Source organism: Micrococcus sp. H39-S4, from assembly GCF_027158145.1.
GTDB classification, from domain to species: domain Bacteria; phylum Actinomycetota; class Actinomycetes; order Actinomycetales; family Micrococcaceae; genus Micrococcus; species Micrococcus luteus.
On the sequence record NZ_JAPVLT010000009.1, the window covers coordinates 62254 to 85176 of the forward strand.

21 protein-coding genes and 2 tRNA genes are annotated in these 22923 nt (G+C 74.0%); 16 read left to right on the top strand and 7 right to left on the bottom strand.

Annotation, left to right across the window (positions count from 1 at the left end; translation table 11 throughout):
* Positions 1 to 44 precede the first annotated feature (44 nt).
* Positions 45 to 132: transfer RNA gene (locus O3T09_RS09675), tRNA-Ser, on the bottom strand.
* Between the two features lie 137 nt (positions 133 to 269).
* Here O3T09_RS09675 and O3T09_RS09680 point away from each other — a divergent pair.
* Both O3T09_RS09680 and O3T09_RS09685 read left to right on the top strand, forming a co-directional pair.
* The gene (locus tag O3T09_RS09680) at positions 270 to 1331 is read left to right on the top strand and encodes an NAD(P)H-quinone oxidoreductase (protein ID WP_081097720.1); all 1062 of its coding nucleotides are present in this window, start codon (positions 270 to 272) and stop codon (positions 1329 to 1331) included.
* Positions 1328 to 1777: a hypothetical protein gene (locus O3T09_RS09685; RefSeq protein WP_049145163.1), complete on the top strand. Its 450-nt coding sequence runs from the start codon at positions 1328 to 1330 to the stop codon at positions 1775 to 1777. Before O3T09_RS09680 ends, O3T09_RS09685 begins: the two co-directional genes overlap by 4 nt.
* Before the next feature lie 74 nt (positions 1778 to 1851).
* On the opposite strand, the gene O3T09_RS09690 is transcribed toward O3T09_RS09685, so the two are convergent.
* Positions 1852 to 1925: transfer RNA gene (locus O3T09_RS09690), tRNA-Thr, on the bottom strand.
* Positions 1926 to 2107: 182 nt separating this feature from the next.
* On the opposite strand from O3T09_RS09690, the gene O3T09_RS09695 reads away from it, so the two are divergent.
* Positions 2108 to 2842, top strand: a complete 735-nt coding sequence (locus O3T09_RS09695) for an HAD family hydrolase (protein WP_036316046.1) — start codon at positions 2108 to 2110, stop codon at positions 2840 to 2842.
* Positions 2843 to 2871: 29 nt separating this feature from the next.
* Here O3T09_RS09695 and O3T09_RS09700 read toward each other — a convergent pair whose 3' ends face one another.
* Positions 2872 to 4062 (bottom strand): DNA polymerase III subunit delta', encoded by a 1191-nt coding sequence (locus O3T09_RS09700; protein ID WP_036316045.1) that lies wholly within the window; start codon positions 4060 to 4062, stop codon positions 2872 to 2874.
* Entirely contained in the window at positions 4059 to 4718 is a 660-nt protein-coding gene (gene tmk / locus O3T09_RS09705; RefSeq protein WP_036316043.1) for a dTMP kinase, read from the bottom strand. The genes O3T09_RS09700 and tmk overlap by 4 nt, the downstream gene beginning before the upstream one ends.
* 81 nt (positions 4719 to 4799) lie before the next feature.
* Here tmk and O3T09_RS09710 point away from each other — a divergent pair, with 81 nt between their 5' ends.
* The gene (locus tag O3T09_RS09710; RefSeq protein ID WP_036384680.1) at positions 4800 to 5096 is read left to right on the top strand and encodes a DUF2516 family protein; all 297 of its coding nucleotides are present in this window, start codon (positions 4800 to 4802) and stop codon (positions 5094 to 5096) included.
* 25 nt (positions 5097 to 5121) lie between these two features.
* Here the strand turns inward: O3T09_RS09710 and O3T09_RS09715 are convergent, their stop codons facing one another.
* A complete protein-coding gene (locus tag O3T09_RS09715) occupies positions 5122 to 5964 on the bottom strand; it encodes an SAM-dependent methyltransferase (protein ID WP_101966087.1) in 843 nt (280 codons plus the stop codon).
* 49 nt (positions 5965 to 6013) lie between these two features.
* On the opposite strand from O3T09_RS09715, the gene O3T09_RS09720 reads away from it, so the two are divergent.
* Positions 6014 to 6772, top strand: coding sequence for a phosphoglyceromutase (locus O3T09_RS09720; protein ID WP_063189350.1), 759 nt, complete (start codon positions 6014 to 6016; stop codon positions 6770 to 6772).
* A 61-nt stretch (positions 6773 to 6833) separates the two neighbouring features.
* Here O3T09_RS09720 and phoU read toward each other — a convergent pair whose 3' ends face one another.
* The gene (phoU, locus tag O3T09_RS09725) at positions 6834 to 7502 is read right to left on the bottom strand and encodes a phosphate signaling complex protein PhoU (protein ID WP_136940051.1); all 669 of its coding nucleotides are present in this window, start codon (positions 7500 to 7502) and stop codon (positions 6834 to 6836) included.
* Positions 7503 to 7665: 163 nt separating this feature from the next.
* Between phoU and O3T09_RS09730 the strand changes: the two genes are divergently transcribed.
* Both O3T09_RS09730 and O3T09_RS09735 read left to right on the top strand, forming a co-directional pair.
* Positions 7666 to 8895 carry a sensor histidine kinase gene (locus tag O3T09_RS09730; RefSeq protein ID WP_036384686.1) on the top strand — a complete coding sequence of 410 codons (1230 nt, stop codon included), beginning with the start codon at positions 7666 to 7668 and terminating at the stop codon, positions 8893 to 8895.
* The gene (locus O3T09_RS09735; RefSeq protein ID WP_041104721.1) at positions 8892 to 9572 is read left to right on the top strand and encodes a response regulator transcription factor; all 681 of its coding nucleotides are present in this window, start codon (positions 8892 to 8894) and stop codon (positions 9570 to 9572) included. The genes O3T09_RS09730 and O3T09_RS09735 overlap by 4 nt, the downstream gene beginning before the upstream one ends.
* Before the next feature lie 91 nt (positions 9573 to 9663).
* Here the strand turns inward: O3T09_RS09735 and O3T09_RS09740 are convergent, their stop codons facing one another.
* Positions 9664 to 10215, bottom strand: coding sequence for a hypothetical protein (locus O3T09_RS09740; protein ID WP_036384688.1), 552 nt, complete (start codon positions 10213 to 10215; stop codon positions 9664 to 9666).
* Positions 10216 to 10416: 201 nt separating this feature from the next.
* Between O3T09_RS09740 and O3T09_RS09745 the strand changes: the two genes are divergently transcribed.
* From O3T09_RS09745 to glgB, 9 genes are all read left to right on the top strand, one after another.
* A complete protein-coding gene (locus O3T09_RS09745) occupies positions 10417 to 10899 on the top strand; it encodes a CarD family transcriptional regulator (RefSeq protein ID WP_036384689.1) in 483 nt (160 codons plus the stop codon).
* 132 nt (positions 10900 to 11031) lie between these two features.
* A complete protein-coding gene (ispF, locus tag O3T09_RS09750) occupies positions 11032 to 12330 on the top strand; it encodes a 2-C-methyl-D-erythritol 2,4-cyclodiphosphate synthase (RefSeq protein ID WP_101966085.1) in 1299 nt (432 codons plus the stop codon).
* Between the two features lie 73 nt (positions 12331 to 12403).
* Positions 12404 to 13861 carry a cysteine--tRNA ligase gene (gene cysS / locus O3T09_RS09755; RefSeq protein WP_060973913.1) on the top strand — a complete coding sequence of 486 codons (1458 nt, stop codon included), beginning with the start codon at positions 12404 to 12406 and terminating at the stop codon, positions 13859 to 13861.
* Positions 13862 to 13935: 74 nt separating this feature from the next.
* A complete protein-coding gene (gene rlmB / locus O3T09_RS09760) occupies positions 13936 to 14925 on the top strand; it encodes a 23S rRNA (guanosine(2251)-2'-O)-methyltransferase RlmB (protein WP_036382443.1) in 990 nt (329 codons plus the stop codon).
* A 233-nt stretch (positions 14926 to 15158) separates the two neighbouring features.
* Positions 15159 to 16169: an ABC transporter substrate-binding protein gene (locus O3T09_RS09765; RefSeq protein WP_101966084.1), complete on the top strand. Its 1011-nt coding sequence runs from the start codon at positions 15159 to 15161 to the stop codon at positions 16167 to 16169.
* 130 nt (positions 16170 to 16299) lie between these two features.
* Complete coding sequence (locus O3T09_RS09770) at positions 16300 to 17289, top strand: ABC transporter permease (protein ID WP_269295516.1); 990 nt, start codon at positions 16300 to 16302, stop codon at positions 17287 to 17289.
* Positions 17282 to 18073: an ABC transporter ATP-binding protein gene (locus O3T09_RS09775; protein WP_036382449.1), complete on the top strand. Its 792-nt coding sequence runs from the start codon at positions 17282 to 17284 to the stop codon at positions 18071 to 18073. The genes O3T09_RS09770 and O3T09_RS09775 overlap by 8 nt, the downstream gene beginning before the upstream one ends.
* A 103-nt stretch (positions 18074 to 18176) precedes the next feature.
* Complete coding sequence (locus O3T09_RS09780) at positions 18177 to 20276, top strand: alpha-1,4-glucan--maltose-1-phosphate maltosyltransferase (protein WP_101966082.1); 2100 nt, start codon at positions 18177 to 18179, stop codon at positions 20274 to 20276.
* A 40-nt stretch (positions 20277 to 20316) separates the two neighbouring features.
* Entirely contained in the window at positions 20317 to 22647 is a 2331-nt protein-coding gene (gene glgB / locus O3T09_RS09785; protein WP_136940052.1) for a 1,4-alpha-glucan branching protein GlgB, read from the top strand.
* The last annotated feature ends 276 nt before the right edge of the window (positions 22648 to 22923 follow it).

Consider the following 22923-nt stretch of genomic DNA (forward strand, 5'->3'; position numbering starts at 1 on the left):
GGGGGGGGGGGCGGGCCGGCCCCCCGCCTCTCGTCGTGTGCACGCGGATGGTGAGGGATTCGAACCCTCGGCACGGGGTCACCGCACACCGGTTTTCAAGACCGGCTCCTTCGGCCGCTCGGACAACCATCCCGGGCCTGACCGCGACGGCGTGGGCCGCCGCGTCGAGGACCCACTCTAGCCCGTGGCCCGGCGGGCGACCGGTGGCGAGTCCGGCCCCCCGCGCGCGAGGATGGACCCTCGACCCCCGACCAGAGGAGGAGACCCCCATGGACGTCCCCGCACAGATGCGCGCCGTGCGATTCACCGGCGCCGGCGACAACGGCGTCGTCCGCGTGGGCCACGAGCCCGTGCCGGACCCCGGCCCGGGCGAGGTGCTGGTGCACGTGGCCGCCGCGGGTCTCAACCGCGCGGACATCGCGCAGCGCGAGGGCCGCTACCCGCCGCCGCGCGGCGCCTCCGAGATCCCCGGGCTCGAGGTCTCCGGCACCGTGGCGGCGCTGGGACCCGAGGCCGGGATGCCGGGTGAGGGGCGCTTCGCCGTCGGTGACCGGGTGTGCGCGCTCCTGGCCGGCGGCGGCTTCGCCGAGTACGTCGCCGTGCCGGCGGGCCAGCTCATGGCCGTCCCCGACGGCGTCGGCCTCGTCGAGGCGGCGGCCCTGCCGGAGGTCGCCTGCACGGTGCACTCGGCGCTCGTGGGCCGGGCAGGCGTCCAGGCCGGGGACCGGGTGCTCGTGCACGGCGCCACCGGCGGCATCGGCTCCTTCGCCGTCCAGTTCCTCGCCGCGCTCGGTGCACGGGTGCTGGGCACCGCCGGCGGCCCGGAGAAGGTGGCGCTCGGCCGGCGGCTGGGCGCCGAGCACATGTTCGACCACCGCGCCGCCGAGTCCGGTGCCTTCGCCCCGTGGGTCAAGGAGGTCACGGACGGCCACGGCGCGGACGTCATCCTCGACGTCGTCGGCGCCCCGTACCTGGCGCCCAACGTGTCCGCGCTCGCCCCCGAGGGACGCATCGTGACGCTCGCGGTCCAGGGCGGCGCCGTCCCGGAGGACTTCAACATCATGAAGCTGGTGGTCAAGCGCGGCTGGCTCACGGGGGCGACGCTCCGCTCCCGCTCGGTCGTGGACAAGGCCGGGATCGTGGCCGCGGCCGAACGTGCCGTGTGGCCCCTGGTGGCGGCGGGCCGCATCGACGCGAGCGTCGGGGCGTGCTTCCCGCTCGCCGAGGCCGCCGAGGCGTTCGACTGGTTCGACTCCGCCACCCGCACGGGCAAGGTCGTGCTCGTCACCGACCCCGCCGACGCGCGCCGGCCGTCCGGCGACCGCGCATGAGGGGGCCCTTCGCACGCTTCCGTCAGGAGCGTGCCGACGACCGCGAGCTCGGCACAGGGCTGTGGCGCCGTGCCCACGACCGCCTCGGCCGGGCCCTGGACCGCTACTGGCAGGTGCTGGAGGGCCAGCGGGGCACGGACGTGCTGAGCCACGAGGAGCGCAACGGCGTGGTCCACGCCGGCAACGTCCTCACGGAACGGCTCCCCGCGGTCCGTGCCCTGTGCGTCCGCCTGCACCGGGACCACGAGGGCGACGGCGAGCACATCCCGGCCGAGGCCGCCGACGTCCACCGTGAGCTCTCCCGCGCCGCACACGAGCTGGCCGCCACCGCCCAGGCCCTCGCCCTGTACCGGCTCGGCCAGGGCTCGGCGGAGTCGGTCGGCCGGCACGCCGAACGCACCCTCGGCCACCTGGACCGGGCGGAGGAGCTGGGAGCCGGGCTCTGACGGCGGCGCGCCCCGGAGGGCCGGCCCGGAGACGAGAGGACCCCGCCGCGTGGTCACGCGGCGGGGTCCGGGGGAGCCCCCTGCCGGATTCGAACCGGCGACCTGCTCTTTACGAGGGAGCTGCTCTGGCCAGCTGAGCTAAGGAGGCACGCGACCGTGAACGGCCACGGCTGACGAGCATACCGGTTTCGCGGCCCCGATTCCACCGCGCGGCCGGGTGCGCGGGCCACCGAGTGTGGCCCGCCCCTTCCGCGGGCGTTCACCCCCAGGCCATGCCGTGGCCAGACGAGGACGGTTCCCTGGTGGGCACACACCGTCGACGGGAGACGCATGAGCCTGCCCCACGCCCCTCGCACCCCGGCACCCCCCGCCGCGGCTTCGTCGGCCGTGCCCCTCCGCCTGGCCGTGGTGGACATGTCCGGCACGTCCATCGTGGAGCACGGGCTCCAGGACACGGCGTTCGCCCGCTCGTTGGACCAGCACGGCGTCCCGGCGGGCACGCCGGAGCACGACGACGCCGCGCGGCGGTTCCGCGCGCTCCGGCCCACCTCGCGCACGGCCGTTTTCCCCCGCGTGTTCGCCGACCGGGCGGTGGCCGCGGCGGCGACCCGCACGTTCGAGGCGACCTTCGACGCGCTGCTGGCTGAGCACGGCGTCCGGGCCGTGCCGGGCGCGGAGGAGGCGCTCATCCGCCTGCGCGCCCTCGGCCTCCACGTGTGCCTGTGCACCGGCTACGCCCGCCACACCCAGAACATGATCCTCGAGTCGCTGGGGTGGATGGGCCTGGCGGATCTCAGCCTCTCCCCGGACGACGCCGGCCGCGGCGTCCCCTACCCGGACATGATCCTCACCGCCCTGCTCGGTCTCGACCTGGAGGACGTCCGCAGCGTCCTCGTGGTCGGGGACACCGCGGAGGACATGACGGCCGGGCGCCGCGCCGGGGCCGGACTCGTGGTCGGCGTGCGCACGGGTCGCGACGCGGACCACGTCCTGCTGGCGGCGGGCTCGGACCGGGTGGTGCCGGGCCTGGCCGACGTGCCGGACCTGGTGGTCCGCACCCGCTGAGCCGGCGCCGGTCCACCCGGCGCGGCCGCTCAGCGACGTCGCGGGGTGCGCACCCGGCGGGGCAGCAGGGCCAGCATCATGGCTTCGAGGGCCAGCTGCTCCGGCACGTTGGCGGCGATGCGCTCGCGGGCCGTGGTGACGGCGTCGATCCGGGCGAGCACCTCGGCCGAGTCGCCGGCGGTGCCGCGGGCGTACGCCTCGATCTCGTCCCGACGGTGCTCGTTGATGAGCTCGCCGTCGGCCCCCAGCTGCACGCGCAGCACGTCCCGGAACAGGCCCATGACGTCGATCATGGCCCGGTCCAGCGAGTCTCGGACGGCGCGGCGCCGCCGGCGGGTCTGGTCCTCCTCGAGCCGTTTGACGTGGTGGCGGAGCTTGGGCGGGACGGGCTCGCCGGGCTCGAGGCCCAGGGAGCGGCGCAGTGCCTCGAGCTCCTCGGCGTCCCGGGCTTCGGCGGCGGACTCGGCCTCGGCCTTGGACACCTCGGCCAACGTGGCGGCCAGGGCCATCGCGTCGGAGACGGCGGTGGCCTGGAGCGGCAGGGAGAGGATGCGCTCGCGGCGTTCGAGGGCCTCCGGGTCCCGCGCGAGGCGGCGGGCCATGCCCACGTGCGACTGGGAGATCCGGGCGGTGGTGAGCGCCGTCTCGCGGTCCAGCCCGTCGCGGCGGTGCAGCAGCTCCGCCACCTGCTCCACGGCGGGGATGCTCAGCGTGATCAGCCGGCAGCGGGAGCGGACGGTGGGGAGCACGTCCGCGGGGGACGGGGCGCACAGCATCCAGATCGTGCGGGCCGGCGGCTCCTCGATGGCCTTGAGCAGCACGTTCGTGGCGCGCTCCGTCATGCGGTCCGCGTCCTCCATGAGGAAGATCCGCCAGCGCCCGGTGGCGGGGGTGGACTGGCCGGCCTCCACGAGGGCGCGGACGTCCTCGATCCGATAGCTCACCGCCTCGGTGGCCAGCACGGTCACGTCCGGGTGGGTGCCGCCGAGGACGGTGCGGCACGCGTGGCACTCGCCGCAGCCGCGCGCCGCCGGGTCCGCGACCTCGCACTGCAGGGCCGCGGCGAACGCACGCGCCGCCGTCGACCGGCCGGAGCCGGGCGGGCCCGTGAACATCCAGGCGTGGGTGGGACGGTCCTCGGCCGCGGCGCGGCGCAGCTGGGCCACCGCGGCCTCCTGGCCCGCGAGGTCCGCGAACACGGCGGGGGCGGGGGCCGTCATCGGTCGGCCGCCTGGGCGGTGACGCGGGCCAGCGCGCGGGCGGTGAGCTCCTGCGGCGGCAGCGCGCCGTCGAGCACGAGGTACCGCTCGGGCGCGGCCGCCGCGCGCGCGAGGAAGGCGGCGCGCAGGGCCTCGTGCCGGTCCGCCGTCTCCCGCTCCATGCGGTCGGGGGTGCCCTCGCCCTCCGCCGCGCGCCGGTCACGCCGGTCCGCGGCGGTGGCCGCGTCCACGTCGATCAGCACCGTCAGATCGGGGACGAGGCCGTCCGTGGCCCACTCGTTCAGGGCGGCGATCCGCGCCTCGCCCAGCCCGCGCGCCGCGCCCTGGTAGGCCACGGACGAGTCCACATACCGGTCCGTGACGACGACGGCGCCCCGGGCCAGCGCGGGGCGCAGCGTGCGGACGGCGTGGGCGGACCGGGCCGCGGCGAACAGCAGCGCCTCGGTGCGGGGGTCCACGGGGGCGTGCCCGGGGTCCAGCAGCAGCTCCCGCAGCGTCTCGCCCAGGTCCGAGCCGCCGGGCTCGCGCGTGAGCACCACCTCGTGGCCCGCGGCGCGCAGGGCCTCGGTCAGGGCGCGGGCCTGGGTGGACTTGCCGGATCCGTCCGGTCCCTCGACGGCGACGAACAGGCCGCGATGCTCGGTCTGGGTGCTCACGCCTCGAGCCTAGACGCCGCCCCGGACGGGGAGGGAACCCGTCCGGGCCGACCGCCTAGACTGACCGGCATGAGCGCCCCCATGCACTTCGCCCTGCTCGTCGACCACTGGCTGTTCCGCGTCCTGGCGATCGCCGCGCTCGGGCTCGAGGTCTGGGCGCTGGTGGACGTCGTCCGGCGCCGCCCCGACGACTTCGCCCGCATCGGGGGCCGGGACAGGAGCTTCTGGCTGATCCTCACCGGCGTCGCCGCCGTCGTCGGGCTCCTCGGCGTGCTCGCCGGCGGCGGGATGGGCATGTTCGGCCTCGTGGCCGCGTGCGTGGCGTGCGTCTACCTCGCCGGCCCCCGCCAGGACATGGGCCCGGCCCTGCGCCGCTGAGGGTCCCGCGCCGTCGGCGCCGCCCTCATGACGACGGCGCCACCGCCGCCCAGCGCACGCTCAGCTCCCCGCGCCGCCACTGGTGCGGGCCGCCCAGCACGGGCCAGCCCGCCGCGCGGAGCGTGCCGACCGTCGCCAGCCACCGCTGCCGCGTCCCGTAGGCCGCGAGCGGGGCGTGCGCGGCCCACGCGGCGTCGGCCTCCGCCAGGAGCCGATGGACGGGCTCGCCGGGTACGTGCCGGTGGATGAGGACCTTCGGCAGGCGCGCCGCCACGTCCGAGGGGCGGGCGAAGGACCCCAGCCGGAGGGCCACGGTCAGGCTCGCGGGCCCGTCCCGACGCAGGTCCACCCAGGCCGCCCGCCGGCCGTCCTCGGAGCAGGTGCCCTCCACGAGGACGCCGTCGTCGGCGAGCCCCGCGCACAGCAGGGACCAGATCGCGGGCACGTCCTCCTCCCGGTACTGGCGCAGCACGTTGAACGCGCGCACCACGGTGGGCGGCCGCGGCACGGGCAGCTCGAAGCCGCCGACCGCCCAGGTGACCCCCGGCAGGTCGCCGGCCCGCTCCCGGGCCCGGGCCACCCGAGCGGGGTCGATCTCGAGGCCCACCAGCTCGAGGGCCGGGTTCTGCACGCGCAGCCGCTGGGCCATCTCGACGGCGGTCACCGGCTCCGCGCCGAAGCCCAGGTCCACGGCCAGCGGGCGGGGAGTGCGCCGCAGCAGGGGGCCGTGCACGTCCGTGAGCCAGCGGTCCACCCGGCGCATCCGCTGCGCCGCCGTCGTGCCGCGGGTGATGTGGCCCTGCGGGCCCCGTGCCGGGACTGGGCCGGGCGTCGTGCGCGCGCGCAGCCGCCGGGCCTTCTCCACCATGGGCTCCAGCGTAGGGGAGCGGCGGGACGGGTCCGCCTAGGATGGTGACATGGCGAACACCACGTACACGCTGGTCCTGCTGCGGCACGGTCAGAGCGAATGGAACGAGAAGAACCTGTTCACCGGCTGGGTGGACGTCCCGCTGACCGAGAAGGGGCGCGCCGAGGCCGCCCGCGGCGGTGAGCTGCTGGAGGCGGAGGGCATCCGCCCGGACGTGGTCCACACGTCCCTGCTCAAGCGCGCCATCACCACGGCCAACCTGGCCCTCGAGGCCGCGGACCGCCAGTGGATCCCGGTCAAGCGCAGCTGGCGCCTGAACGAGCGCCACTACGGCGCCCTGCAGGGCAAGGACAAGGCCCAGGTGAAGGAGGAGTTCGGCGAGGAGCAGTTCATGGTCTGGCGCCGGTCCTTCGACACCCCGCCGCCCGCCCTGGACGACGACTCCGAGTTCTCCCAGATCGGCGACGAGCGCTACGCGGACCTGGGCAAGGACGCCCCCCGCACCGAGGCCCTCAAGCAGGTCATCGACCGCCTGCTGCCCTACTGGGAGGAGCAGATCCTGCCCGACCTCAAGGCCGGCAAGACCGTGCTGATCGCCGCGCACGGCAACTCGCTGCGCGCCCTGGTCAAGCACCTGGACGGCATCTCGGACGAGGACATCGCGGGCCTGAACATCCCGACGGGCATCCCGCTGGTCTACGAGCTGGACCAGAACTTCAAGCCGATCACCGCGAACGGCCGCTACCTCGACCCGGAGGCCGCCGCCGCCGGCGCCGCCGCCGTGGCCGCCCAGGGCTCCGCGCACTGACGCGTCCGACGACGACGGGCCGGGACCCCGCCGGGGGCCCGGCCCGTGGCGTCGGGGACGGTCAGGAGCCGGTGGCGTCCGGGCGGTGGGTCGCCCACTCGCCCGTGACGAGGTAGCGCACCTTGGCGGCCACGGACAGGCCGTGGTCCGTGAACCGCTCGAGGTAGCGCGAGGCCAGCGTGACGTCCGTGGTGGTGGCCGGCGTCGCGCTCCAGTCCGGGGCGGCGATCGCGCGGAAGACGGACAGGTGCAGCGCGTTGACGTCCTCGTTGAGGGCGTCGATCCGGTCCCCGTGCGCCAGGTCCTGGGTCTCGAGCAGCAGGACGACCTCCTCGGCCACCTCCACGGCGGCGTCGCACATCGCGGTGATCACGGTCCGGACCTGTTCCGGGATGACGTGCTCGGGGTAGCGCAGCCGGGTCAGCTGGGCCACGTGGCGGGCGAGGTCGCCCATGCGCTCGAGCGAGGAGCTCATCCGCAGCGTGGCGACGACGGTGCGCAGGTCCGTGGCCACGGGCGCCTGCAGCGCCAGGATGCGCACGGCCTGCTCGTCGAGGGACTCCTGCAGCTGGTCGATCCGCGCGTCCTCCGAGATGACCCGTTCGGCGCCGTGCACGTCGGCCGCCTCGAGGGCGGCCTGCGCGTCCATCATGGCGCGGTGCACGAGGCGGGCGATCTCGCTCAGGTCGCGGCCCAGCCGCTCGAGGTCGGCCCGGTAGAGCTCGCGCATGGTCTCCTCTCCCCGGCGACGCCCGTGCGCCGCCGACCCCGACTCCCCGGGGCAACGGTCCACCCTGGCAGGGCAAGATGAACGGCCCATGAACGCCGATCGTCCGGCGTCTGGCGGTGCCTGGGCAGCCCGTCTCCGGGCCGCCAGAGGCTAGTCTGGTGCCGTGGATCCCGTCATCATCGGCCTGCTGTGCGGAGCGGTCGGACTGTTCACCGGAGTGGCCTCCATGCTGGCCTTCCGGGCGTCCGAGCGCTCGCGGACGGTGGACCTGACGGTCGGCGAACCCACCCTCGCCCCGGGCGCCGCCGAGGTCCTCTCCGTGGTCGGCCGCGCGTACGCGGTGGTGGACGACGTCGACGGCGTGGTGCGCGCGAACCCCGCGGCCTACGCCCTGGGCCTCGTGCGAGGGCACTCGCTCGTCCAGGACCAGCTGCGGGAGCTCACGCGGACCGTGCGGGCCGACGGCGTCATCGTCGAGCGCCGCATGGAGCTGCCCCGAGGACCCCTCGGGCAGTCGAGCCTCGTCGTCGAGCTGCGCGTGGCCCCGCTGGACGAGGAGTACATCCTGATCCTCGCCGACGACCGCACGGACGTGACCCGCACCGAGGCCATGCGCCACGACTTCGTCGTCAACGTCTCGCACGAGCTCAAGACGCCGGTGGGCGCCATCTCCCTGCTCTCCGAGGCCATCGGCGACGCCGCGGAGGACGAGGAGGCGGTGCGTCGCTTCGCCGCACGCCTGGGCGTCGAGTCCCGCCGGCTCTCGGCCCTCGTGCAGGACATCATCGAGTTCTCCCGGCTGCAGGCCAAGGACGTGGTCCAGGACGGGGGGCCCGTGGACCTCAACGCCGTCGTCGCCGACGCCGTGGACCGCCTGCGCCTGACCGCCGAGGACCGCGGCATCGCGCTGCGCGTGGGCGGCCGCGTGGACGCGGTGGTGCACGGGGACCAGGACCAGCTGATGACCGCGGTGCGCAACCTGGTGGACAACGCGGTGCGCTACTCCCCGGAGGGCACCACGGTGGGCATCGGCCTGAGCTCCGTGGACGGGCTCGCCCAGGTCACCGTCACGGACCAGGGCATCGGCATCAGCCCGGAGGAGCAGGAGCGGGTCTTCGAACGCTTCTACCGCGTGGACGCGGCGCGGTCGCGTCAGACGGGCGGCACGGGCCTGGGGCTGAGCATCGTCAAGCACGTCGTCATCAACCACGGAGGGGAGGTCACCCTCTGGTCCCAGCCGGGCCGCGGGTCGACCTTCACCATCCGCCTGCCCGAGTGGGGGGACGGTGTCGCCGTCGACGGCGCGCCGGGTGCCGCCCACGTCACCGAGCGGCGCGGTCACCGGGTGACCGCCTCGGCCGCACCCCCGACCCGGAAGGAGACGAGCGCATGAGCCGCATTCTGATCGTGGAGGACGAGGAGTCGTTCAGCGACCCCCTGTCCTACCTCCTGGAGAAGGAGGGGTTCGAGGTCACCGTCGCCGCCGACGGCAACGAGGCGCTGAGCGTCTTCGAGCGCGACAGCGCGGACCTGATCCTCCTGGACCTGATGCTCCCGGGGATGTCCGGCACCGAGGTGTGTCGTCAGGTGCGCCAGCGCTCCAACGTCCCCGTGATCATGCTGACCGCGAAGGACTCGGAGATCGACAAGGTCGTCGGCCTCGAGCTCGGGGCGGACGACTACGTGACCAAGCCGTACTCCTCGCGTGAGCTGGTGGCCCGCGTCCGCGCCGTGCTGCGCCGTCAGGGGGACCAGGAGGAGCCGATGTCGGCGACCATCAGCGCCGGCCCCGTGCGCATGGACGTCGAGCGGCACGTCGTCTCCGTGGACGGCGAGCAGGTGTCCCTGCCGCTCAAGGAGTTCGAGCTGCTGGAGATGCTGCTGCGCAACGCCGGGCGCGTGCTCACCCGCGGCCAGCTGATCGACCGCGTGTGGGGCTCCGACTACGTGGGGGACACCAAGACCCTCGACGTGCACGTGAAGCGCCTGCGCTCCAAGATCGAGCCCGATCCCTCGAGCCCCCGCTACCTCGTCACGGTGCGCGGCCTGGGCTACAAGTTCGAGGCCTGACCGGCGCGCTGCACCCGGGACGACGACGGCCCCGGCTCCACCTCGCGGTGGGGCCGGGGCCGTGGCGTGCCGGGCGCAGGCCCGGCGGAGGTCAGTGCTCCTCGCCGTAGTGGTGGGTCTCCTCGTGGAGGTGCCCGACGAGATCCTCCTCCGAGGGCTCGACTCCCTCGGGGAGCAGGTCACGGTACTGCTCCTGGGTGGCGCTCAGCAGCGGGACGGCCAGGTCGGCGGTGCCGCCGTTGCCGGAGACGGTCACGGGCAGGTTCTCGCCGACCCACACGCCCTCGCGCTCCAGGACGGTTGTGTTCGCCTCGTCCTCGAGCTTGCGGCTCTCGCCGGCGGGGACCTTCAGGGTCGCGGAGCCGCCGCCCTCGGCCTGGAAGGTGTAGGTCTGATCCTGGCCGGAGGTGTTCTCCACGGTGCCGATCAGGCGGGCGGGGCCCGACTCGCCGTCGCCGACGAGGGCGAGGTTGCGGTAGCTCAGGAAGTCCTGCTCCTGGCCGTTGATGCCGTCCGAGGGGGAGTACTGGATGGCGGTGGCGATCGGGCTCACGGCGGAGCAGCCGGTGGCGCCCAGCAGGGCGACCGCGGCCAGCGCACCTGCGGCGAGGTGGCGCCGGGCGGGCCGGGATGCGTTCTTCACAGAGGTCTCCTCAGGTGCGATGACGTGCTCAGGAGCCCCGAGGCAGGGGTCCTGCCAGGTCAGGCTACCGCATCCCGGGACGCCGGCCGGCCCGTGGCGCCGGGTCGTCCACTATCACATCCGGAGGCCGAAGATGTGACGGCGCGCGCGGCATGACGAGGCCGCATGATAGAATGAGACGACTGAAAGGGGCACAACAACATGGTTTTTGAGGTCGGAGAGACCGTCGTCTACCCCCATCACGGTGCTGCGCGGATCGAGGAGATCAAGATGCGCACCATCAAGGGGGAGGAGAAGATGTACCTCAAGCTCAAGGTGGCGCAGGGAGACCTGACCATCGAGGTCCCTGCGGAGAACGTCGACCTCGTCGGCGTGCGTGACGTCGTGGATGCGGAGGGGCTCGAGCACGTCATGGAGGTCCTGCGCGCCGAGCACGTGGAGGAGCCGACCAACTGGTCCCGCCGTTACAAGGCGAACCTGGAGAAGCTCGCCAGTGGCGACGTCAACAAGGTGGCCGAGGTCGTCCGCGACCTGTGGCGCCGCGACCAGGACCGCGGCCTGTCCGCCGGTGAGAAGCGCATGCTCGCGAAGGCTCGCCAGGTGCTCGTGTCCGAGCTGGCGCTGGCCAAGAAGGTCACCGAGGAGGAGGCCGAGGGTCGCCTGGACAAGGTGCTCGAGGGCTGACGGGCAGCACACGGCAGGGGAGGGGTCCGCGTCCACGACGCGGGCCCCTCCCCTGTCTCGTCCCCGGCCCGTCCGGCGCCGCCGGAGGGGGTCCCGGGCCACGGGCACCGGCGCGCTCCCTAGGATGAGGCCATGCCCACCGCCCTCGTGATCGCTGCCGCCGGCGCCGGCACCCGCCTCGGCGCCGGGCTGCCCAAGGCCCTCGCCCCCCTCGCGGACGGCCGCACCCTCCTGCGCCACTGCCTGGAGTCCGTCGCCGCCGCGCGCGCCGCCGGGCTCGCCCTGGACGCCGTCGTGGTGCTCACCCCGCCGGTGGAGGCCGATGCCGGCCGCGTGGCCGCCGAGGTCGACGCCGGCCCGCGCCTGGACGTGCCCGTGCACTGCGTGCCCGGCGGCGCCGAGCGCGCGGACTCGGTCCGCGCCGGACTCGCCGCGGCCTCCGGCGCTCTGGCCGACCTCGCCCCGGCGGGGGCGCCCCGCTGTGTCCTCGTCCACGACGCGGCCCGCGCGCTGACCCCGCCGAGCGTGTTCGGGGCCGTGACGGCGGCGCTCGGGACCGGCGCGGTCGCCGCGGTCCCGGGCCTGCCGCTGACGGACACCGTCAAGCAGGTCACCCCCGGACGGGGCGGCGTCGACGTCGTCGCGGCCACGCCGGCCCGCGCCGGACTGCGCGCGATCCAGACGCCGCAGGGCTTCGACCTGGACACCCTGCTGGCGGCCCACGAGGCCGTGCGCACGGACCCCACGCTCGACGCCGCGGCGCTCACCGACGATGCGATGGTCATGGAGGCCGCGGGGCACGAGGTCGTGGTGGTGCCCGGCGACCCGGCCGCGTTCAAGGTCACCGCCCCCGCCGACCTCGACCTCGCCCGCCTCGAGCTCGCCCGCCGCGCCCCCCAGGGGGCCTCCATGCGCCAGCCCACCCGCCCCGCCGTCGCGGCCGCCCCCCTGCCGCGCGTGGGGATCGGCACCGACGTGCACGCGTGGGCACCCGAGGATGCCCCCCGGCCCCTGTGGCTCGGCGGCATCCACTGGCCCGGCGAGCGGGGGGTGGCCGCGACCTCGGACGGGGACGTGGCCGCCCACGCGGCGTGCAACGCCCTGCTCTCCGCCGCCGGCCTCGGCGATCTCGGGGCCGTGTTCGGCGTCGACCGGCCCGAGATGGCGGACGCCTCCGGCGCGGACATGCTCCGCGAGGTGCTGCGCCTGCTGACGGAGGCGGGCGTCGCCGTCGGGAACGTGGCGGTCCAGGTGGTCGCACCCCGGCCCAAGGTGGGCACGCGCCGCGCGGAGATGGAGGCCGCCCTGTCCGCCGCCCTCGGCGGGGCCCCCGTGTCCGTCTCCGCCGCCACGACGGACCGGCTGGGCTTCATCGGGCGCAGGGAGGGGCTGGTGGGGATCGCGACCGCGCTCGTCGTCCCCGCGGCCTGAGCCCGCGTCGGCGCACCGACTAGGCTGGCAGAGCCCCGTCAGGACCCCGCCCCTCCGGAAGGACCGCGCCCCCATGGCCCAGCGCTTCTACGACACCCGCACCGCGCAGATCCGGGACTTCGAGCCCCTCGTGCCCGGCGAGGCGTCGGTGTACTACTGCGGGGCCACGGTGCAGGGCATGCCGCACGTGGGCCACGTGCGCAGCGCGATCGTGTTCGACATCCTCATCCGCTGGCTCGAGGCCACCGGGCTGCGCGTCACCTCGGTGCGGAACGTGACGGACATCGACGACAAGATCCTCGACCGCTCGGCCGCCTCCCACGAGGCCGGCTTCGAGGCCTCGGACCTCTACCCGGCCCGCGAGCCGTGGTGGGCCCTGGCCTACCGGTTCGAGAAGGCGTTCGACGCCGCCTACCTCGCCCTCGGCGTCCGCCGTCCCACCTATGAGCCGCGCGCCACCGGCCACGTGCCCGAGATGTTCGCGCTCATCGAGCGCCTGATGGAGCGCGGCCACGCCTACCCCGCGCAGGACGGCTCGGGCGACGTCTACTTCGACGTCCGGTCCTGGGAGCGCTACGGCGAGCTCACCCGCCAGCGCGTCGAGGACATGCAGGACGCCCCCGACGCCGACCCGCGCGGCAAGCGCGACCCCCGCGACTTCGCCCTGTGGAAGGGCGCCAAGCCCGGCGAGCCCGCCACCGCCGTGTGGGAGTCGCCCTGGGGCGCCGGCCGCCCCGGATGGCACCTGGAGTGCTCGGCCATGTCCACGAAGTACCTCGGCGCCGAGTTCGACATCCACGGCGGCGGCCTGGACCTGCGGTTCCCGCACCACGAGAACGAGCTGGCCCAGTCGGCGGCCGCCGGTGACGGCTTCGCCCGCTTCTGGCTGCACAACGGGCTCGTCACCTACGGCGGCGAGAAGATGTCCAAGTCCGTGGGCAACACGATCTCCCCCGAGGAGATGCTCGGCATGGCCCGCCCGACGGCGGTGCGCTACTTCCTGGGGCAGGCCCACTACCGCTCCCAGCTCGACTACCGGCCCGGCGCCCTCGACGAGGCCGAGGCCGCCGTCGAGCGCATCGAGGGCTTCACGGCCCGCGCCCGGGCCGCGGGTGCCGTCCCGCCCGCCCCCGACGGGGCGCTCGCGGACCGCGTGCCCGCCGCCTTCCGCGCCGCCATGGAGGACGACCTCAACGTGCCCCAGGCGCTCGCGGCCCTGCACGAGGCCGTGCGCGCCGGCAACTCGGCGCTGGCCGGGCAGGACCTCGACGCCGCGGCCGCCCGCCTGGCCGAGGTGGAGGCCATGACCGCGGTGCTGGGCCTGGACGACGTGCCCGAGGGCGACGACGCCGCGGCCGGCCCGGTGTCGGACGCCCTCGACTCGCTCGTCCGGTCGCAGATCGAGGCGCGGGCGCAGGCCCGCGCGGACAAGGACTGGGCCACCGCGGACCGCATCCGCGACGCGTTGGCCGCGGCCGGCGTCGTGGTGGAGGACGGCGCCGACGGCGCCACATGGCGCCTGGCGGACTGACACCTAGACTGGAGGGCGATCCGGCGGCGCCCCGCGTGCCGCCGCCCCCGTCCCCGGCCCGCAGGAGTCCCGCCATGTCCACCGCACCCCGCTCCGGCGGATCCCGCAAGCCCAAGGGCAAGAAGGGCCCCATGAAGGGCACCGGCGGCCACGGTCGCAAGGCGCTCGAGGGCCGCGGACCCACCCCCAAGGCCGAGGACCGGGTCTACCACAAGGCGCACCGCGCCAAGCAGCTGGCCGAGCGCTCGGCCGCCAAGCGCGGTCCCGTGAAGGACCAGGTCCGCGGCCGCGTGAAGCTCACGGATGAGACGGTCTCCGGTCGCAATCCCGTGCTCGAGGCGCTGCGCGCGGGCATCCCGGCCAAGGCGCTGCACGTGGCCGTGCGCATCGAGATGGACGACCGCGTCAAGGAGGCCCTGCGCCTCTGCCTCGAGCAGGGCGTGCCGGTCCTGGAGAACACCAAGCCGGAGCTGGACCGCCTCTCCGGCGAGGCCGTGCACCAGGGCATCGTGCTGCAGATCCCGCCCTATGAGTACGCGGACGCCACGGCCCTGGCCCTCGACGCGCTCGCGAAGCACGAGAAGGGGCACCTGCGGACCCCGCCGCTGCTGATCGCGCTCGACGGCATCACCGACCCCCGCAACCTCGGCGCCATCATCCGGGCCGGCTCCGCGTTCGACGCGGACGGCGTGATCGTGCCCGAGCGCCGCTCCGTCGGCGTGACCGCCACCGCCTGGCGCACCTCGGCCGGCGCGGCCGCGCGGGTGCCCGTGGCCCAGGCCGGCAACCTGAACACCACCCTCGTCGACCTGCACAAGGCCGGCTACTTCGTGCTGGGCCTCGACGGCGGCGGGGACGTCTCGCTGCCCGGGCTCGCCCTGGCCACGGAGCCGCTCGTGCTCGTGGTGGGGGCCGAGGGCAAGGGTCTGTCCCGCATGGTGCGGGAGCACTGCCAGCAGATCGTGTCCATCCCGATCGACTCGACGATGGAGTCCCTCAACGCCTCGATGGCGGTGGGCATCTCCCTGTACGAGATCTCGGTGCAGCGCGCCGGCGGGCGCTGACCTCCACGGCGCCCCCGCCCGGGATGACGGCCAGGCGGGGACGCGGGTGTCGCACACGGCGCCGACGCGGGCAGAGTGTCTACAGTGACGTCGATCACATGGCAGGATGTCGCGTGGATACGCGCACGTCTTGCCTGTGATGCGTGTCACCGCGCACAGTGTCTGCACTGTGTCCGACGGGCCCCCGTCGGCGAGCGCATCCCGCACCGCACCATCAGAACGAGGTCCGTCTCATGAAGCACCGCTCCCTCTCCCTCACCGCCGCCCTCGCCGTCGCCGCCCTCGGGCTCACGGCGTGCGGTGACTCCGGCTCCGGCGGCTCCGGCTCGTCCTCCGCCGCCGGCGGCGACGGCTCCTACACCGTGGGCATCAACCAGCTCGTCTCCCACCCGGCGCTCGACGGCGCGGCCGAGGGCTTCAAGGAGGCGTTCAAGGACGCCGGCCTGGACGTGACGTTCGAGGAGCAGAACGCCCAGGGCGAGCAGGCCACCGTCACCTCGATCGCCTCCACCTTCGCCAACGACGGGGACGTGGACCTCGTGGCCGCGATCGCGACCCCCGCCGCACAGGGCACCGTCTCGGCCGTGAAGGACAAGCCGGTCGTGTTCATGGCGGTCACCGACCCGAAGGGCGCTGAGCTCGTGGCCTCGGACGAGGCCCCGGGCGGCAACGTCACCGGCGTCTCGGACCGCAACCCGGTCAAGGAGCAGCTGCAGCTGCTCAAGGACGTGAAGCCGGACGCCACGACCGTCGGCATCGTCTACAACTCCGGCGAGGCCAACTCCAAGGTCCAGGTGGACCAGGCCAAGGAGGCCGGCAAGGAGCTGGGCCTCGAGGTCAAGGAGGCCACCATCACCAACTCGTCCGAGGTCCAGCAGGGCGTGCAGTCCCTGTCCGGCGTGGACGGCATCTACGTGCCCACGGACAACGCCGTCGTCTCGGCGTTGGAGACCGTGGTCGGCTACGGCAAGGAGCAGCGCATCCCCGTCATCTCGGCGGACATCGACTCCGTCGAGCGCGGCGCCCTGGGCACGTACGGCATCGACTACACGGCGCACGGCAAGCAGGCCGGCGAGATGGCTGTGAAGATCCTCAAGGACGGCGCGAAGCCGGCCGAGCTGCCCGTGGGCTACGCCGACCCGGCCAACCTGCAGCTCGTGCTGAACCCGCAGGCCGCCGAGGCCTACGGCGTCGAGATCCCCGCCAAGCTCAAGGACAGGGCCGACCAGCTCGTCGAGGGCTGATCCCGCGCCTGCCCGCCTCCGCGGCGGCCCGGACCACGGGGTCCGAGCCGCCGCGGAGCACGTCGGCGGCCGGCCCACCCCGTCCCGCCGTCGTCCGTCCCCCTCGCCCCGCCCGAAAGGCACCCACCCCATGCTGACCGCAGTGGAACTGGGTCTGATCTACGCCGTCGTCGCGCTCGGCGTGTACCTGACCTTCCGCATCCTCGACCTCCCCGACCTCACGGTGGACGGCTCGTTCACCACCGGCGCCGCCACGGCCGCCGTGCTCATCACGGGCGGCACGCCGGTGCCCCTGGCCATGCTCGCCGCCTTCGTGGCGGGCGCGCTCGCGGGCCTCGTCACCGGCCTGCTGCACACCAAGGGCCGGATCGACGGCCTGCTCGCCGGCATCCTCACGATGATCGCGCTCTACTCGATCAACCTGCGGATCATGGGCAAGGCCAACATCCCCTTGCTCGGCCAGGACACCCTGTTCACGTGGCTCGACGACCTGGGCCTGGCCCGGAACTGGGGCTCGATCCTCGTGCTCTTCCTCGGCGTGTTCGTGGTGAAGCTGATCCTCGACTGGTTCCTGCACACGGACCTGGGCCTCGCCCTGCAGGCGACCGGTGACAACGAGGAGATGATCCGCTCGTACGGCGTCTCCACGGACCGGATGAAGATCCTCGGCCTCATGATCTCCAACGGCCTCGTGGCCCTCGGCGGCTCCCTGCTGGCCATGTACCAGGGCTTCGCGGACATCTCCATGGGCATCGGCCTCATCCTCGTGGGCCTGGCGTCCGTGATCGTGGGCCAGGCCGTGTTCGGCCAGCGCACGGTCTTCTGGGCGACGCTCGCCGTGATCGTCGGCGCCGTGCTCTACCGCCTGATCATCCAGTTCGCCCTCAACGCGGGCCTGAGCCCGAACGACATGAAGCTGATCTCCGCGGCCCTCGTCGTCGTGGCCCTGCTGCTGCCGCGCTTCGGCTTCGCCAGGCGCCTGAGCCTGCGCACGCGGGGCACGGCCGCGACCCCGGCGCCGGCCGCCGCCGCTCCGGCCACCGCCGGCATGCCCCTGACTGGCGAGCCGGGCGGCGCCACCCCCGCCGCATCCGTCTCCGAGGAGGCCCCCCGTGCTTGAGATCTCACAGGTCTCCAAGACCTTCTTCCCGAACACCGTCAACGAGCGGCGCGCCCTGCAGGGCATCGACCTGCACCTGGCCGAGGGCGACTTCGTCACCGTGATCGGCTCCAACGGCGCCGGCAAGTCCACGATCCTGAACACGATCGCCGGCAAGCTGCTCCCGGACACCGGCACCGTGGCCGTGGGCGGCAAGGACGTCACCCGCATGCCGGACCACCGCCGCGCGGCCTCGATCGGCCGGGTGTTCCAGGACCCGACGGCGGGCACGGCCCCGAATCTCACGATCGAGGAGAACATGGCCCTGGCCTGGCGACGCGGGCACGCCCGCGGGCTCTCGCGGGGCGTCTCCCGCGCCCGGCGCGCGATGTTCCGCGACGAGCTCACGAAGCTCGAACTCGGCCTGGAGAACCGCCTCACCGCCAAGGTCGGGCTGCTCTCCGGTGGCCAGCGTCAGGCGCTCAGCCTGCTCATGGCCACGTTCTCCGGACCGAAGATCCTGCTGCTGGACGAGCACACCGCCGCCCTGGACCCGTCCCGGGCGGAGCTGGTGACCCGCCTGACCCGGCAGGTGGTGGCCGAGCACCGGCTCACCACGCTGATGGTCACGCACAACATGTCCCAGGCCCTCGAGGTCGGCAACCGGCTGATCATGATGCACGACGGCCGGATCATCCTCGAGCTGGACGAGCAGGAGAAGGCCGGGCGCACCCCGGCGGACCTGCTGGCCGAGTTCGGCAAGATCAAGGGCGCCGTCGTGGACGACAAGACCATGCTGTCCTGAGCGTCCCGTCCGGCGCCCCGTCCCCGGCCCGCCCCTCCGCCCCCCACGGCGGGCGGGCGGGCCGGCCGTTCTCACCGGCGCGGCCGCGGGGTAGCGTCGTGGCGTGAGCACCGTGAAGCCCGACACCCAGAGCGCCACCGCAGCCGATGTCCGCCTCCAGACCGTCACGGGGCGTATCCCGGTGACGGACGTGCAGCCCGTGGTGCTGGACGGCCGGTTCCCGGCGAAGGCCGTGGTCGGCGAGGACATCCCCGTCCGCGCGACCGTGTTCCGCGAGGGCCACGACTCCGTGCGCGCCACCGTCCGCCTGCTCGACCCGGCCGGCGCCGAGGTGCAGCGCGTGCAGATGCGTCCGGGCCGGCCCGGCCTGGACGAGGTCGTGGCCACGCTGCGGCCCGCCGAGCCGGGCCTGCACCAGTTCGTGGTCGAGGGCTGGGACGATCCGGTGGGCACGTGGAAGCACGCGGCCACCGTCAAGATCGCCGCCGGCGTCGACGTGGAGCTGATGCTCGCCGAGGGCGCCGCCCTGTTCCGCCGGGCCGCCGAGGACGCGGAGCGCTCGGCCGAGGACCGCGCCGTGTTCGAGGAGGTCGTTCGCGGCCTCGAGGACGAGTCGCTCATCCCGGCCCAGCGCCTGGCCTCCGCCGAGTCGGCGGAGGTGTCCGCCGTCCTCCACGCCCGCCCCGTGCGGGAGCACCTCACGAGCTCCGAGCTCTACCCGCTGGACGTGCAGCGTGAGCTCGCCGGCCGCGGCGCCTGGTACGAGTTCTTCCCCCGCTCCGAGGGCGCCCGCTTCGACGAGGCCTCCGGCACGTGGTCCTCCGGCACCTTCGCGACGGCGGCCGACCGGCTCCCGGCGGTCGCCCGGATGGGCTTCCAGGTGGCCTACCTGCCGCCGATCCACCCGATCGGCACCACGCACCGCAAGGGTCCGAACAACACGCTGACGGCCGGGCCGCAGGACCCGGGCTCGCCGTGGGCGATCGGCGGGCCCGAGGGCGGGCACGACGCCGTGCACCCGGACCTGGGCACCGTCGAGGACTTCGAGGCGTTCGTGGCCGCGGCCGCGGACGAGGGCCTCGAAGTGGCCCTGGACCTGGCCCTGCAGTGCTCCCCGGACCACCCGTGGGTCGCCGCGCACCCGGAGTGGTTCACCACCCGCGTGGACGGCACCATCGCGTACGCGGAGAACCCGCCGAAGAAGTACCAGGACATCTACCCGCTGAACTTCGACAACGACCCGGGCGGCCTCGCCCAGGCGGTGCTGGACGTGGTGCGGGGCTGGGTGGCCCGCGGCGTGCACATCTTCCGCGTGGACAACCCCCACACCAAGCCCCTGTGGTTCTGGGAGTGGCTGATCGCGAAGGTCCGCGCCGAGGAGCCGCGCGTCGTGTTCCTCGCCGAGGCCTTCACCCGTCCCGCGATGATGCACGCCCTGGGCAAGGTCGGGTTCCAGCAGTCCTACGGGTACTTCACCTGGCGGAACACGGCCGAGGAGCTTGCGGAGTACCTCCAGGAGATCTCGCACGAGACGCCGGCGTTCTATCGCCCCAACCTCTTCGTCAACACGCCGGACATCCTCACGGAGTACCTGCAGCACGGCGGCCCGGGCGCGTTCCGGATCCGCGCCGTCGTCGCCGCCACGGCCAGCCCGCTGTGGGGCGTCTACGCCGGGTTCGAGCTGTTCGAGCACGTGGCCCGGCCGGGCGCGGAGGAGTACATCGACAACGAGAAGTACGAGTACCGCCCCCGGGACTGGGAGGGCGCGGAGGCCGCGGGTGCCTCGCTCGCCCCGTACCTCACCCGGCTCAATGAGATCCGCGCGGCGCACCCGGCGCTGGGCGACCTGCAGAACCTGACCCTGCACGCCTCGACGCACCCTGACCTGCTCGTGTTCTCGAAGACGCGCTCGGCCCGGCCCGAGGGTGCGCACCGGGACGCCGAGGCGGTCACCGACGCCGGTCCCGCGGAGGACACCCTGATCGTCGTCGTCACCACGAACCCGCACGACGTCGTCGAGGCGACCCTGGACCTGGACCTCGAGGCGCTGCGTCTGCGCCCCGAGGACCGCGACGCGTCCGGGGCCGTCGAGGTGGAGGACCTGCTCACCGGCCAGCGCTGGCGGTGGGGCCGCACCCCGTACGTCCGCCTGGACCCCCACGTCGAGCCCGCCCATGTCCTGCGGGTCGTCCGGAACGGCTGAGCCGCTCCCGACGCCCGCCGTCCCCAGAACAGGAATCGCCATGACCCCGTCCGCCGCCCCCCGTCCCGCCGTCGCCCCGCTCGCCGTGGACCCGGAGGTGCTGGCCGCCGTCGCGCAGGGCCGGCACCACGATCCGCACACCGTGCTGGGCGCCCACCCGCATCCCGACGGCGCGGCGGTCACCTACCGCGTGCTGCGCCCGCTGGCGCGCACGGTCACGGTGGTCCGCGCCGGCGACGGGCAGCGGGTGGAGCTGACGCACGAGCACGACGGCGTGTTCGCGGGCGTGGCCCCGACGCCCCGCGTGGCCGGGGCTGCCGCGGGCGACTACCGCGTCGAGGTGGCGTACGAGACCGAGGACGGCACGACCGGCCCCGTCCAGGAGCAGGACGACGCGTACCGGCACCTGCCCACGCTCGGCGAGCTGGACCTGCACCTGATCGGGGAGGGCCGGCACGAACGGCTGTGGGAGGTGCTGGGCGCCCGCGTGGTCCGCACCTCCGCGGGCGAGGCCGTCGGCACGGCCTTCGCGGTCTGGGCGCCGAACGCGCGGGCCGTGCGCGTGGTGGGCGACCACAACGGCTGGGACGGCCGGACCCATGCCATGCGGTCCCTCGGCTCCTCCGGCGTGTGGGAGCTGCTGGTGCCTGGCGTCGGTCACGGCGACCGCTACAAGTTCGAGATCCTCGGCCGGGACGGGCTCTGGCGGCAGAAGGCGGACCCGATGGCCCGCTGGACGGAGGTCCCGCCGGCCACGGCCTCGCGTGTGCTCGAGTCCGACTACGCCTTCGGGGACCGCACCTGGATGGAGCGCCGCCGTCTCACGGACCCGCACGAGCGCCCGCTGAGCATCTACGAGGTGCACCTGGGCTCGTGGCGGCCCGGGCTGGACTACCGCGAGCTGGCCGAGCAGCTCGTGGAGTACGTGCAGTGGCTCGGGTTCACGCACGTGGAGTTCCTGCCGGTCGCGGAGCATCCGTTCGGCGGGTCCTGGGGCTACCAGGTGACCGGCTACTACGCCCCCACCTCCCGGTTCGGCTCCCCGGACGAGTTCAAGCACCTGGTGGACGCGCTCCACCGGGCGGGGATCGGCGTCATCGTGGACTGGGTGCCGGCGCACTTCCCGAAGGACGAGTGGGCGCTCGCGCGCTTCGACGGGACCGCCCTGTACGAGCACCCGGACCCGCGGCGGGGCGAACATCCCGACTGGGGCACCCTCGTGTTCGACTTCGGCCGCACCGAGGTCCGCAACTTCCTCGTGGCCAACGCGCTCTACTGGCTCGGCGAGTTCCACATCGACGGGCTGCGCGTGGACGCCGTCGCCTCGATGCTCTACCTGGACTACTCGCGCGAGGACGGGCAGTGGGAGCCCAACGTGCACGGCGGCAACCACAACCTCGAGGCCATCGACTTCCTGCGCGAGGTCAACGCGACCGTGTACCGCCTGCACCCCGGCGTCCACATGATCGCGGAGGAGTCCACGGCCTTCTCCGGGGTGAGCGCTCCCGTGGACGCGGGCGGTCTCGGCTTCGGCAAGAAGTGGAACATGGGCTGGATGCACGACACCCTGGCCTACCTGTCCCAGGACCCGGTCAACCGCCGGTGGCACCACGAGCAGTGGACGTTCTCCATGGTGTACGCCTACTCGGAGAACTACGTGCTGCCGCTGTCCCACGATGAGGTCGTCCACGGCAAGGGCTCCCTGCTGGGCCGCATCCCGGGCGACCGACGGCAGCAGCTGGCGACCCTGCGCGCCTACTACGGGTACATGTGGGCGCACCCCGGCAAGCAGCTGCTGTTCATGGGCGGGGAGTACGCGCAGCCGAGCGAGTGGTCCGAGGGCGAGGGCCTGGACTGGCCCGTCTCGTGGGATGAGGCGCACCGCGGGGTCCAGCTGACGATCCGGGAGCTCAACGCGCTCTACCGCAGCAAGCCGGCGCTGTGGTCGCTGGACCACAGCCCGGAGGGATTCTCGTGGGTGGACGGCGGCGACGCCGACGGCAACACGCTCGTGTTCCTCCGCATGCCCGCGGCGCAGGTGGTGCCGGAGACACGGATCGACGACGACGGCGCCGCGGTCCCGGCCGCTGAACCGGGCGGCGCCCCGCTGCTGTGCATCACCAACCTCTCGGGGTCGCCGCGTCAGGGGCTGCGCGTGGGGGTGCCGTCCGCGGGGGAGTGGACGGTGGTGCTGGACACCGATGCGACCGACTTCCACGGTGACGGCTGGCGGGAGCAGACCGGCCAGTCCGAGGTGATCGCGGCACACGAGGGCCAGTGGCAGGGCCAGCCGGCCCGCGTCACGGTGAACGTGCCGGCGCTGACCACCCTGTGGCTCCAGCCGACCCTGGACACGACGGCCACGCCCTGAGGAGTGGTGCACGTCACGGCCGGGGGTGACGGCGCTGGAGCGTCGAACGGGGCGGGCCAGGCCGAAGGAATCCGCGAGAACAGGCGGAAACCGGCCGCCCACCCTTGACCGCACGCCGGGTGCCGCCCCTGATTTTGTGTTCGGTGGGATTCGTGTGTAGAGTTCCATCTCGTGCTCAAGACGCCGACCGGGTGACCGGGAGGCGGGGTGAAGAACACAGAATCCGCGGATTCATGCCGAGAATGGCAGGTCCAGGGCGGGTGGTGCTCACCGGGT